7 protein-coding genes are annotated in these 13,703 nt (G+C 34.4%); 5 read left to right on the top strand and 2 right to left on the bottom strand.

Annotated features, from left to right (window positions below; genetic code table 11):
* Positions 1–248: 248 nt before the first annotated feature.
* Positions 249–5,129 (top strand): reprolysin-like metallopeptidase, encoded by a 4,881-nt coding sequence (locus ACFSTE_RS21955; protein ID WP_378254043.1) that lies wholly within the window; start codon positions 249–251, stop codon positions 5,127–5,129.
* Positions 5,130–5,219: 90 nt separating this feature from the next.
* On the opposite strand, the gene ACFSTE_RS21950 is transcribed toward ACFSTE_RS21955, so the two are convergent.
* Complete coding sequence (locus tag ACFSTE_RS21950) at positions 5,220–5,864, bottom strand: hypothetical protein (RefSeq protein WP_176030869.1); 645 nt, start codon at positions 5,862–5,864, stop codon at positions 5,220–5,222.
* Between the two features lie 134 nt (positions 5,865–5,998).
* Between ACFSTE_RS21950 and ACFSTE_RS21945 the strand changes: the two genes are divergently transcribed.
* The 4 genes from ACFSTE_RS21945 to ACFSTE_RS21930 all read left to right on the top strand — a co-directional run bounded on the left by ACFSTE_RS21945 (position 5,999) and on the right by ACFSTE_RS21930 (position 12,997).
* Positions 5,999–7,330, top strand: coding sequence for an aspartate kinase (locus tag ACFSTE_RS21945; RefSeq protein ID WP_378254045.1), 1,332 nt, complete (start codon positions 5,999–6,001; stop codon positions 7,328–7,330).
* Positions 7,331–7,672: 342 nt separating this feature from the next.
* On the top strand, positions 7,673–9,211 hold the full coding sequence (locus ACFSTE_RS21940) for a YifB family Mg chelatase-like AAA ATPase (RefSeq protein ID WP_378254047.1): 1,539 nt from the start codon (positions 7,673–7,675) through the stop codon (positions 9,209–9,211).
* A 532-nt stretch (positions 9,212–9,743) separates the two neighbouring features.
* On the top strand, positions 9,744–9,899 hold the full coding sequence (locus ACFSTE_RS21935) for a hypothetical protein (RefSeq protein WP_176030866.1): 156 nt from the start codon (positions 9,744–9,746) through the stop codon (positions 9,897–9,899).
* A gap of 218 nt (positions 9,900–10,117) precedes the next feature.
* Positions 10,118–12,997, top strand: a complete 2,880-nt coding sequence (locus ACFSTE_RS21930) for a M16 family metallopeptidase (RefSeq protein WP_378254049.1) — start codon at positions 10,118–10,120, stop codon at positions 12,995–12,997.
* A 246-nt stretch (positions 12,998–13,243) separates the two neighbouring features.
* Here ACFSTE_RS21930 and ACFSTE_RS21925 read toward each other — a convergent pair whose 3' ends face one another.
* The gene (locus tag ACFSTE_RS21925) at positions 13,244–13,642 is read right to left on the bottom strand and encodes an NUDIX hydrolase (protein WP_176030865.1); all 399 of its coding nucleotides are present in this window, start codon (positions 13,640–13,642) and stop codon (positions 13,244–13,246) included.
* Positions 13,643–13,703: the final 61 nt, after the last annotated feature.

Genomic DNA, 13,703 nt, shown 5'->3' with positions numbered 1-13,703 from the left:
TAAAAGGTAAGAAGTTTGTTTTTTGATGAAAAACTGAAGGTGTTTTTTTAAAGTTAAAGTTATTTCTATTAACTAAAACTTAACAAATACAATACTACATTTGCTCAAAATACCAATGGGTATTTTTTCAATGTATCCCCACTTTATTATAGTTGTATATAGCAGTATATCTATCATGATATAAGTTTTTCCTTTATTGTGTCAATAATTGGAGAGTAACTTTATTGTGATAAAATGTTAATTATTTTATGAATAAAATTACTTCGAGCTACCTCATTTGTTGTTTCATTTTTTTTAGTTCCTTCATCACATTACAAGCGCAGAATGTATGGTGGAAAACATCAGAGGCAGGAATTAAGAGAACAAGTATAACGACTTCAGAATACGCAGCCATAGAGATTGAAGGAAGTGTATTATCAAAACAGTTAGAACAAACGCCGTATCGATTTTCAAAAACAAAAAGTAGTAAGGTTATTGTTTTTCCAAATGAGTATGGAGCACCTAAGCAATACAGTATCCAAAAAATAGCCGTATTACATCCGGCACTGGCTAAAAAATTTCCGTCTATAGAAAGCTACATAGGAAGGTCGTTAGACGGATCGAATGAAACAGTGCGTTTTGTCTATTCTCCTTATACAGGAATCAAAGGAGTGATCTCCAGATCTGGAAAGACAACGATTGGTTTTAAACCTCATAATAAACGTACACATGTCTTCTATTCTACTAAAAATGAAATAATAGATGCTGATTTTGATTGTAGTACGGAAGCTTTTGAAAAAGTAATGCCTCAGCATGGGTATAGTACGAATAGAAATGCTGATGATGGGAATTTAAGAAGGTATCGGTTGGCATTGTCAGTAAGTGGAGAGTATGCCCAGTTTTTTTTAGATGGAACAGAAATAAATGATCAAGAAAGAAAAGCGAAGGTATTAGTTGCGATGATTGCAACTATGAATAGAGTAAATGGAATTTATGAAAGGGATTTTGGAGTGACAATGCAAATGATCCCTGAAAACGATGAGTTGATATTTTTGGATCCCCGAAATGATCCTTATTCTGGTAGATTTGGTTTTAAACACGAGCTGCAAAGTACGATAGATGATCACCCGAATATTGGATCTGCTAATTATGATGTAGGGCACTTATTTCATGTAGAAGGAAGTGTATATGGAAATGCAGGGTGTATTGCTTGTGTTTGTACAGATGGTAAGAAAGCAGGAGCTTATACAGTACATAATGCTCCGGATTCAGATCATTTTAATATGATTGTGGCACATGAATTCGGACATCAATTTGGAGGATATCATGTGCAGAGTAGTTCTAATTGCCGAAGCGGTAATAACAGTGAGGTAGAACCTGGAAGTGGGAGTAGTATTATGGGGTATGCAGGAATTTGCCCAACAAATGTGCAGCAAGAACCAGATGATTATTTTAATTATGTTGATATTAGAGATGTTGCTATTTGGACAATTAATAACAGTAATTGCGCAGAAGTAATTCCAACAGGGAATACTGCCCCTGTAGCTAATGCGGGGAATGATTATACAATACCAAAATCTACCCCCTTTATATTGGAAGGGTCAGCAGTAGATGGGGATGGAACAGATCAACTGACATATTGTTGGGAGCAGAATAACCCGGAGAATCCTCTTTCATCGGCTTCACCACAACCTACCTGGGATGTAGGACCTTTATTTAGATCCAGACAACCTACCGATACTCCGGTACGTTATATGCCGCAATTAGAAGATGTAATTCAAGGAAATCTAACCCCTACCTGGGAAGTTTTGCCGGCGGTTTCAAGAACAATGGTATTCGAACTAACGGTACGAGATAACGCTATAGCAGGAGGACAAACAGCAACAGATGAAAAAATCATCACAGTAGATGAAGCTTCAGGTCCTTTTATGGTTACTTCTCAGCAAACATTTGAACGATGGAATGTAGGAGAAGAAGTAGTCATTACCTGGGATGTAGCAAATACGAATGTCTCTCCTGTAAGTGAAGCAAATGTAGATATTTTATTGTCGGTAGACGGAGGACGCACTTATCCTCACTTGCTGGTAGATAATACACTGAATGATGGAGTAGAAACCCTTACTGTGCCAGATATAGCAGGTGCAGATGCGGCAAGAGTAATGGTACGGGCATCCAATAATATATTTTATTCGATCAATACAGCAGACTTTAAGATTCAAACAACAGATTTTGAAATATCAAAAAAGACAGATAATACAGTTACCTGTGAAGGGGTTCCTGTTGATTTTACAATAGATTACCAAACATTTGTAGGCTTTCAGGAAAAAGTAACTTTCTCAGCCGTTACTCCGCCTGCTGGCTTATCAATTGTATTTGATCCTGTAACCATAGAAGGGATACAAAACAATAAGGTACCTGTAAAAGTGATGGTATCAGGAACTGAGAATCTAGGAGAAGGAACATACCCATTGACAATTAAGGGAACTTCTCTGTCTGGGATAGAAAAAACATTGATTCAAGAGCTGAAAGTCTATGAAAATAGGATTCTTCCATCTGGCTTAATAAGTCCTGCAAATGGAGAAAAAGAAGTGCTGTTACAGCCGGTCTTAGAGTGGGAAGAAAATAGTAATGTAGATTTTTATGAAATAGAAGTAGCATCGGATAGTAATTTTAATACACTTATAGAAAGTTTTAGAACAGAAAGTACAAGTTTCTCTCCTCAGCCTCTTATGAATAATACGACATATTATTGGAGAGTTCGTAGTACCAATCCTTGTGGAAGTGCTGAGGTCTCAGCAGTGTTTACTTTTATTACCAAATGTAATGATGTGACAAATTTCAGATCTACCGGAGTTGGAATTAACAGTGTAGATCTTAGCTGGGATGATATATATGCATCTGAATGGGAAATTGAGTTTGGAGAATTCGGATTTACACAAGGAACAGGAACCAAAATAACAGTGACGACTAATCCATATACTGTAGAAGGATTGCAATCTAATACCTTATACGATTTTTATATAAAACCTATTTGTACAGGAGGAGGAATTGCTACAGGGTTACGAAGAGTCGTTACTGCTGAGGACTTTTGTGGAGGAAATCATTTTTATGATTCAGGAGGAGTAGATGGAGATTATAAGAATCATGAACTAACGACGACGGTCATGGTGCCATCTTCTGTAGATGAGAGAGTACGTGTTTCTTTTCTTTCTTTTGACCTCGAAGAATGCTGTGATCATTTGAGAATATATGATGGACCTAATACAGATGCACCTTTGTTAGGACAATACTCAGGGAATTCTCCCGGAGAAATTGCATCTTCTCATGAGTCAGGCGCATTAACATTTGTTTTTGATTCGGATAGTAGTGTTACTGGAGCAGGGTGGGATGCGGTTGTTTTTTGCGAGCCAAAGCCTAATTGTACAAAACCAGTGAACATCAGAGTGTTAGAAATGAAAACAACTTCTGTCGAACTGGAATGGGATGTGACTAATGAGGTTACTTCCTATGAAATAGAGTATGGAGCTGCGGGATTTGTCAGAGGAACGGGAACTGTACTATCTAGTGTTGTTCCAACAATCCAATTAGATAATTTGATTGGAGATTCTGAGTATGATCTGTATGTTTTTGCGAATTGCTCGGTTGGGCGTACTGAAGCATCTTTCTTTTCTTTCAGAACCGGAGTAAAATTATGTGGAGAACAATATTTTTATGATTCAGGGGGAGCATCAGGAGAATATTCGAATAATGAGAATAAAACCTATGTGTTAATACCGGATCATGCAGAAGATAAAGTCAAAGTAGTATTTGAACAGTTTCTATTGGAGGGATGTTGTGATAAGCTGGTTATTTATGATGGACCTAGTAGTGCATATCCTTTGATAGGAGAGTATCGTACAACATCTCCGGGAGAAATAACATCAACGCATGAAAGCGGAACGTTAACGTTTGTATTTACATCAGATGGCAGTGTTACACGAGATGGTTGGGCAGCAAAAGTTTCATGTGTTTCACAAAATAGCTGCGAAGCGCCTTCCGATCTGGAGGTTATGTCTGTAGGAATTCAGGAAGTGACATTATCATGGAGAGGAAATCAACAGACCACTTCTTCTTGGGAAATAGAATATGGAGCCTCTGGATTTATAGCAGGAACAGGAACAAAGGTAACAAGTGAGTCTACCGAAATAATACTTAATGGCTTAGATAAAAACACATATTATGAAGCCTATGTAAGAGGAAATTGTACCCAGGGGGGAACTAGTTCTAAAATAGGTCCGATCCGTTTCAAAACGCATCAAACTCTTTGTTCAGAAGGACAGTTTTATGATTCAGGAGGGAGTGATGGGAATTATGGTAATAACGAAACAGAAACAACCGTACTACAACCTATGAATATAGGAGAAAAAGTAAAAGTCGACTTTACCTCTTTTGAGTTAGATGATTGTTGTGATGTGTTACATATTTATGATGGTCCGGATACGACATTTCCATTGATAGGAAGTTATTCAGCAACGAAGCCGGAAACGATTATATCTACTCATGATACAGGAGCGCTTACATTCGTTTTTGTATCAAATGAGTCTGTATCGGGAACAGGTTGGGAAGCTACAGTTTCTTGCGTGAGTTTATGTGAGCAACCTGTTTTATTGGCGCATAAAACGATAACAGCTACAACAGCCATCATCGTCATTAGGGACGAGCAATTACAAGAAGGTAGTTTCGAAATTGAATACGGGAAAAAAGGGTTTACCCGAGGAGAAGGGAATACGTATATTTCTGACACAAAAGAGATTCTTTTGGAAGCCTTAGAACCAGGAGTAGTATATGAATATTATGTAAGAACTATTTGTGATTCCGGTTTACGACCAAAACAAATAGCAGTACAAGAATTAAAAACATTAACAGTCAGTGAGGAAGTAATGATTTATCCAAATCCAAGCAATGGAAAATTTATGATGACCTATGGAGGAGAAAGCAGGATGAAAGAAATGTTGTTATTTGATATAAAAGGAACCTTGATAGCTAAAAAGCAAGTAGGTCCTTTTAATAAAGAAAAGGAGATGAATTGGTCATACCCAAGATCAGGAGTATATTTTATAAAAGTAATTTTTGATACTCACGAAGAAGTGAGAAAGGTGATGTTTTATTAATTGTTTAAATAACGGACTTTTGCATTAATATTGATAAAGCAGAGCGCTATTTTAAAATAGTGCTCTGCTTTATTATTTTTATAAAGAATATTAATTGTCTTTTATCTCATTAATGAGTAAGAATGCCTTGTTTACATGTTCTTTTTCTAAAAACAAGGTAAAATAATTGGAGGTAGAAATCATCTCAAAAACCGGGATTCCTTCATAAGCAAGCAATTTAAAAATATAGAAGTACAAGCCAATAGTTTTAGAATTATCATTGGGTAATTCTATTGAAATTGAAGATAATTCATCCGTAACTGAGATACAAGTTTCATCTCTAAAATGCTTTTCTACAACATTTTTTAAAGAGGAAGAAACAAGAATGTTGCTTTCTTGAAAATTACTGGAATAAGTGAAATACGTTTTCGATTTTTCTTTCACATCATTTAATAAGTTAGACTGACTTGATAAAATAGTATTAGAATTTAAAAAAGCATATTCTGTAATACCGGAGCGCACTGTAATATCTCCAAGATTTCTGAGTGTTGTAGTATTTGTTATACGCTTTGGGTGATATCGGCGTAAGGCCATTACTATTGATCCTGATTTAACAGGCTTACGCATAACTTTCTCTACCTGTGGCTGCAAATCTACAGCTAACGAACTAAAGTTAATGATGTTTCTGGATAACGCATCCTCTATAAAAGGCTGATGCCTTAAAATATCATGTACACAATCTGTAATTGTCTTCATTTTTTGTTACATATTTAACAGATTGTGTAAATATAGACTTTTTTTATTAAAATATTTATTATAAGTAAAGTATTAATTAATTATGCATATAGAATAAAACAAAAGCTATTAACCAACATATATAAAATAAAAGAATGAGAATTCTAAAGTTTGGAGGGACATCTGTAGGGTCTGTTGAGAATTTGAGGATAATAAGAAATATCCTTACGAGTGATAATGAGCAAAAGATAGTAGTATGTTCAGCGATGTCTGGTGTTACAGATCAACTAGTAAAGCTGGTAGAATCTGCTAGGTTTAATGATAATGAAGCAATTACCAGAAACCTGCATGCATTAGAAAGCAAACACCATGAGGTTGTAGACCAACTAATAGAAAGACAGGAATTGAGGAATACATTAAAAGATGGTATTTCTGCTATGATAACAGCAATGTTTGAATTGGCAAGTAAGCCGTATTCTGATAACCTGAATGCTGAGATTGTAACCTATGGAGAGACACTGTTGACCTATGTGTTTTCCGGGTATCTGAATGAAGTTGGTGTTTCTAATGTCTTATTAGATGCCAAAGAGTTTATGTATGTGGAATCTGTAGAAAAACCAAATATAGAAGCTGTTTCTAAACGATTGAGAAAAGTGCTGGACCATGAACCATCTTCCTTATATATTACACAGGGATTTGTATGTAGAGATCAGTTTGAGAAAATAAGTACGCTAAAAAGAGGAGGAAGTGATTATACCGCTACCATTATTGGCGCAGCTATTGATGCAGATGAGGTTCAAATTTGGACAGACATAGATGGATTGCATAACAATGATCCTAGATATGTAGATGAAACCCATCCGATATCACATTTAACTTATAATGAAGCAGCAGAGTTAGCTTATTTTGGAGCAAAAATATTACACCCGCAAACAGTGTCACCCGTTGTTAACAAAGATATTCCTGTTTTATTAAAGAATACCTTTAATCCAGAAGCAGAAGGAACGGTTATATCTAATAGAACATACCAAACAGGGTTAAAAGCAATATCAGCAAAAGATAATATTACAGCAATAAAAATTAAGTCCAACAGGATGTTGATGGCTAGTGGATACCTTAGAAGAATTTTTGAGGTGTTTGATAACTTTAATACCTCAATTGATATGATTACAACATCAGAGGTAGCTATTTCTTTAACCATCGATGATACATCTTATATTGATGAGATTGTAAAAGAAATAGAAAAATATGCAGAGATTACTGTTGAAGAAAACCATAGTATTATTTGTATTGTAGGAGAGTCGGTGATTAAAGATCAAAATTCATACAGACTGTTTGAGATCTTAAACTATATTCCTGTGCGAATGATTTCTTATGGGGGAAGTAATAACAATATTTCTCTTCTGGTAGATACAAAAGATAAGATATCTTCTCTACAATATTTAAATGAAAAACTGTTTCGTTCTCATCGAGAAGCAGTAGTATAAGTGTTTGTTATATGTAACGATGAGCTAAAAAGTAGGGCATAAGCTTTATAAAAATTAAAGGTTATAATAGTGTGATTATGACTATAAAGTGTACTCCCTGCTTTTACTTTTAAGATTTTAATTTTTAAACAACCTGCAATCTATGTTGAATGCAGGTTGTTTTTATATAAATAGTTTTCTTTTTTGTGTGTTAATAATGATGCGATTAATGAAAAATAACGCTTGTTTGTTTTTTGAATGTATCAGTTTTTATGTTTTGTTTGCTGATTATCAATGTGTTTGGTGTGATTAGGTCAGGTTTTTAGTATTTTTATTCTACATAAATCATTTTAAAGAATAGAGATGCTTGTAAAAACCTATGGAAGCTCAGTATTTGGTATTGAAGCTACAATTATCACAGTAGAAGTGAATGTAAATAAAGGAATAGGGTATCATTTAGTGGGACTACCTGATAATGCAGTAAAAGAAAGTAGCTTTCGTATTGCAGCAGCCTTGGACAACAACAAATTTAGACTTCCGGGAAAAAAAATAACCATAAATATGGCGCCGGCTGATTTAAGGAAAGAAGGGTCAGCTTATGACTTAACAATCGCTATGGGAATTCTTACGGCTAGTGGTCAGATAAAATCAAAAGAATTATCTGAATATATTATCATGGGAGAACTATCCTTAGATGGCAGCTTACAACCAATAAAAGGAGCGTTACCAATTGCAATTAAAGCCAGAGAAGAAGGATTTAAGGGAATTATTCTCCCTAAACAAAATGCAAAAGAAGCTGCGATCGTTAACGACATAAAAGTATACGGCGTTGAGAATATAAAAGAAGTCATTGATTTTTTCGAAGAAACAAAAGAATTAACCGCCACGATAATTGATACGCGGAAAGAATTCTATAAAGAGTTAGAGAGTCCAATATATGACTTTGCAGATGTCAAAGGACAAGAAGGGATAAAACGATGTATGGAAATAGCAGCAGCCGGAGGGCATAATATAATTTTGGTAGGACCTCCTGGAAGTGGAAAAACAATGTTGAGTAAACGATTGCCGGGGATTCTACCCCCAATGACACTTCATGAAGCCTTGGAGACGACAAAAATTCACAGTGTCGTCGGAAGAGTAAAAGAAAATATAGGGTTAATGTCTCAGCGTCCTTTTAGAAGTCCTCATCACACCATATCAGATGTGGCATTAGTAGGAGGAGGAACTTATCCACAACCCGGAGAAATTTCCCTATCCCATAATGGGGTTCTTTTTTTAGATGAATTACCAGAGTTTAAAAGAAGTGTACTAGAAGTAATGAGACAACCATTAGAAGATAGAGAAGTTACCATTTCCAGAGCTAGATTTACAGTAACATACCCCAGTAGTTTTATGTTAGTAGCTAGTATGAATCCCAGCCCTGGGGGATATTTTAATGATCCAGATGCCCCAGTTACCTCTTCACCAGCAGAAATGCAGCGTTATCTGGGAAAAATATCAGGACCTTTGCTAGACCGAATAGACTTGCATATCGAAGTGACCCCAGTTCCTTTTGATAAATTAAGTGAAGAGAGAAAAGGAGAGTCCAGTGTCGAAATCCGAAAACGGGTAATAGCAGCAAGAGCACTTCAGGAAAAAAGATTTGAAAATGATTCCTCTATACATTATAATGCTCAAATGGAGGTAAAGCAATTAAGGGCTTATTGCGAATTGGATCAGGAATCAAAATTATTATTAAAAAAAGCAATGGAGCGATTGCAGCTTTCTGCCAGAGCTTATGACAGGATCTTAAAAGTATCCCGGACTATTGCAGATTTAGAAAATTCAGTATGTATTCAGCCATCACATATTTCAGAAGCTATCCAATATAGAAGTTTGGATCGAGAAGGTTGGTTGGGATGAAAAAGGAATGTAATAAACGATGGACCTAGAGAAATGAGAGATGTATTAATTTAGAATTAATATATATTATGTTGCTAAGGAAATGAGAAAATTAAGATAACCATTTGTTAATCTGCCACATAGCGGAAAGAAGTATATGCTTGGTTCGGAAATAAAGTTAGAGAAGCCTCTGTGCATAGAGAACTACTGTGTTAAGGAGCACATTTTTTGGTATCTTAGATACAATAAAGAAGAACTTTTTAGAGTTATTATGCGTTTATTGATTGTTTGTTTAGTTACAAAATATATATAATAATTAAGCATTATAATGAATAAAGAAAGTTATAGACCCAATAACTAACTTTTAAAACCGTTATCATAAAATAGATAAAGTATTCCTCATTGAGTAGTTGAGTCATATTATAAAAAAAAGATATTATAAGTTATCAACGGTTCTATTTCATTATTGTTTAATAATTGTGAAAAAATTAACTATTTAATGCTGTAATTAACACAAACATTTCACTTAAATTTAACCATTATATAAACAACTATGAGTAAAGAAGAATTATATAAAGTAATGCTTGCCTATAAAAATAAGCATGGTTTTACAGAGAGTAACCAAAGTAATTTTATTTGGGCAATAGAGAGCCTTAAAAAGCACACTGAAATTTCTAAACTAGATAAAGAAAGTCCGATATCTATTTGATATATACATATTAAAATTAATTAGACCCTAATTTTAATAGTTACAATTTTCTTCACACATTTAGTTTTTAGTGCTTTACATTGTTTTATGCATGTAATGCATTTACGTAAGTAATTAAAAATTAGCAAATTTTAACATTTTTTTAGTAGTCCTTTGGGACTACTTCTTGTTTCTAAAAGATTACTTTAGTTCTCAATCAAAAAACAAAAAGAAATCATATGAAACTCAGGGTATCTGGACTATCATATATGGTAGTCCTTATTTTGTTTGCAGGAATTATAAGCTGTAAGAAAGAGAGTGTAATTAATAAAGAATTAAAAACAGAAGAAGTGGGGAAACTATCTGTAGATTATCAAAAATATGAATTAGAAAACGGATTACAAGTAGTATTGCACCAGGATAAATCAGATCCGATCGTATCGGTCGCAATACAATATGGAGTGGGATCTAACAGGGAGAAAAAAGGACGAACTGGTTTTGCTCATTTATTCGAGCATATGTTATTTCAGGAATCCGAAAATGTACCACAAGATCAGTTTTTCAAGACAATACAAGATGTAGGAGGAACATTAAATGGAGGAACCTGGCAGGATGGTACAATTTATTATGAAGTCGTACCCAAAAATGCGATGGAAACAGTTATGTGGCTTGAATCAGATCGAATGGGATTTTTAATTAACACTGTTACAGAAAGTGCGTTTAAAAACCAACAGGAAGTTGTCCAGAATGAAAAAAGACAGCGTGTAGATAATCGCCCATACGGACATACTAATTGGGTGATAAACAAGCATATTTTTCCAGAGGGACATCCATATAATTGGCAGGTGATAGGAGAACTTGAAGACCTTCAAAATGCAACAGTAGAAGATGTAAAAGAATTCTATGATAAGTATTATGGACCTAATAATGCTACTTTGGTACTGGCGGGAGATTTTGAGATAGAAGAGGCTAAGACGATGATAGAAAAGTACTTTGGGGAAATAAAAAGAAGACAAGAAGTAGAAAAGTTAAAAGTACAGAATGTTACCTTGTCATCATCAAAAAGGTTATATCACGAAGATAATTTTGCGACAACTGCACAATTAAGTATGGTATGGCCTACTGTAGAACAATATACGAAAGATGCCTATGCTTTAAATTTCTTGGGAGAGTTGTTATCAGAAGGAAAAAAAGCACCACTTTATAAAATTCTGGTAAAAGATAAGGAACTTACGTCAGCGACCGATGCATGGAATGGATCAATGGAAATTGCAGGAAGATTCTTAATCCGAATTACAGCAAATGAAGGAAAAAGTCTGGCAGATGTAGAAGATGGAATTAAAGAAGCGTTCAGGTTGTTTGAAGAAAAAGGAATTACTGATACAGATATAGAGCGTATAAAAGCAGGCTTAGAAACTGAATTTTACAATGGGATAAGCAGTGTTCTTGGAAAGTCATTTCAATTAGCAAGATACAATGTGTTTGCAGGAGACCCTTCTTTTATTACACAGGATATAGATAATATCAAAGCCGTAACTAAAGAAGATGTTATACGTGTATATAATACTTATATCAAAAATAAACCATATGTATTAACAAGCTTTGTCCCAAAAGGGAAATTAGACCTGATAGCAGAGAACTCTGAAAAAGCAGCAGTTGTAGAGGAAGAAATAAAAGATAATAAAGAAACAACGGTAGCAGAAAAGAAAGAGGAAGTAAAGAAAACACCTTCTACTTTTGATCGCTCAGTAGCTCCTGTTATAACAAATACGCCTAAACTAACTGTGCCTTCTTCCTGGAATACTACTTTACAAAATGGATTAAAAGTGTATGGAATTGAGCAAAAAGAATTGCCTTTGGTGAGCTTTAATCTTGTTATTGATGGAGGGCATTTACTAGATGGTTTTGATAAAGTCGGGGTAGCAAACCTAATGACAGATATTCTTATGGAGGGGACACAAAATAAAACTCCTGAAGAATTAGAAGAAGAAATAGAGTTGTTAGGAGCTACAATAGATATGTATACGACTCGAGAATCTATTGTTATTAATGGAAATACGCTTTCAAGAAATTTTGATAAGACCATGCAGTTAGTCGAAGAAATCCTTCTGCAGCCGCGATGGGATGAGGAAGAGTTTGGAAGAATAAAAACAAAGACAATTAATAAAATAAAAAGATCAGAAGCTAATCCTGAAGCTGTTGCCCGCAATGTATACAATAAATTATTATACGGAGAAAAACATATGTTTGCGCATCCTACTTCAGGTACCGTTGCCTCTGTTACAGGAATAACAATAGATGACCTGAAACAGTTCTACGCAGCGAACTTCTCTCCTAAGATTAGTCGATTTAATATCGTAGGAGATATCAATAAAGAGAAAACAATAAAAACATTAAGGGCTATTGAAGAAAAATGGGAAGGAAAAGAAGTAAGAATCCCTACCTATAAAATAGAGAATAAAAGAGATAAAGCTTCATTGTATTTTGTGGATATCCCTAATGCCAAACAATCGGTGATTAATATAGGGTACCTCTCTATGTCTAGGAAAGATCCGGATTACTTTCCTGCAACTGTAATGAATTATAAATTGGGAGGATCTTTTTCGGGAACCGTGAACTTAATTCTGAGAGAAGAAAAAGGGTATACTTATGGTGCGAGATCCAGGTTTAGTGGAACCAATATCCCAGGTACATTTACAGCTTCCTCTAGTGTAAGGACTAACACTACATTAGAATCGGTCCGTATTTTCAAAGATGAAATCCAGAAATACACAAAAGGAATATCAGAAGAAGATCTGACGTTTACTAAAAATGCATTAATCAAATCGAATGCGAGAAGATTTGAAACACAAAGAGCACTTTTAGGAATGTTACACGATATGTCTAAGTATGAATTATCTTCTGATTATATAGCAAAAGAAGAGACTATTATTAATGAAATGACCTTGGAAAAACATAAAGAATTAGCAAATAAATATCTGGATGTTAGTAAAATGGTTTATTTAGTAATAGGAGATGCAGCTACTCAATTCGAACAATTTAAAAAAGAAGGGTTTGATGAAGTAAAGTTATTAGATAAAGAAGGGAAAGAAGAGGCATTAACAGATGTAAAAATGTAATCGAACCACATTTCGGTAATTTAGTATAAGAAAAGGAGTATCTTCAGATACTCCTTTTTTAGTATTCTTTCCTTTATAAAGGAAAAGAATACAATTGAACTATAGATAACTGTAAGGAATAATAACAGAATTCCTTTTTTCTTCAGGTTTGGTGAGCCTATGATTTTTTTAACGTTTAATACCTCTATAATAAATATTACTTTGTTGTAGAGGGAGTTAGGATTAACTTTATGAATAGCGAATTATTTAGTTGAGCAATCCTTTTTCTTTTAGAAAAGTAAAAATTTTTTGATCCACAGCCGAAATAATATTCATATCCTGATACGAAAGCCAACGAATTTCGTCTATTTCACTAGCCGCTTTTAGCTCTCCGGAATAGGTGGCACTATAACAAGTCATTTTTACAATAACTCCTTTTGCAGCACCATCTGATTGTGCTTTAAATGTTCCAATATAATTAAGAGAATCCGGATGAATTGTGACACTCAACTCTTCAGAAATTTCTCTGATAAGTGTTTGTTGATCTGTTTCCCCCGTTTCTCTTTTTCCTCCAGGGATGTAGAATGTATTTTTTCCTTTAGAACGCGTACTCAGAATCTGCCCGTCTTTTATTTCGATAAATGCTATTTTATCAACTTCTTTCATAATAAATAAAATACTAGTTTACTATAGGTAATTATGATCGTTTCATAATGCACAAAAATAT

It is taken from the genome of Aquimarina hainanensis (assembly GCF_042684685.1).
GTDB lineage: Bacteria > Bacteroidota > Bacteroidia > Flavobacteriales > Flavobacteriaceae > Aquimarina > Aquimarina hainanensis.
Note: the sequence above shows the minus strand (reverse complement) of the source record. Positions and strands in the feature narration are given on the sequence as shown.

What these genes read in the sequence shown, in the direction of transcription:
- ACFSTE_RS21955 (WP_378254043.1), top strand. Translation starts at nt 249, where the DNA reads ATGAATAAAATTACTTCGAGCTACCTCATTTGTTGTTTCATTTTTTTT.
- ACFSTE_RS21950 (WP_176030869.1), bottom strand. Translation starts at nt 5,864, where the DNA reads ATGAAGACAATTACAGATTGTGTACATGATATTTTAAGGCATCAGCCT.
- ACFSTE_RS21945 (WP_378254045.1), top strand. Translation starts at nt 5,999, where the DNA reads ATGAGAATTCTAAAGTTTGGAGGGACATCTGTAGGGTCTGTTGAGAAT.
- ACFSTE_RS21940 (WP_378254047.1), top strand. Translation starts at nt 7,673, where the DNA reads ATGCTTGTAAAAACCTATGGAAGCTCAGTATTTGGTATTGAAGCTACA.
- ACFSTE_RS21935 (WP_176030866.1), top strand. Translation starts at nt 9,744, where the DNA reads ATGAGTAAAGAAGAATTATATAAAGTAATGCTTGCCTATAAAAATAAG.
- ACFSTE_RS21930 (WP_378254049.1), top strand. Translation starts at nt 10,118, where the DNA reads ATGAAACTCAGGGTATCTGGACTATCATATATGGTAGTCCTTATTTTG.
- ACFSTE_RS21925 (WP_176030865.1), bottom strand. Translation starts at nt 13,642, where the DNA reads ATGAAAGAAGTTGATAAAATAGCATTTATCGAAATAAAAGACGGGCAG.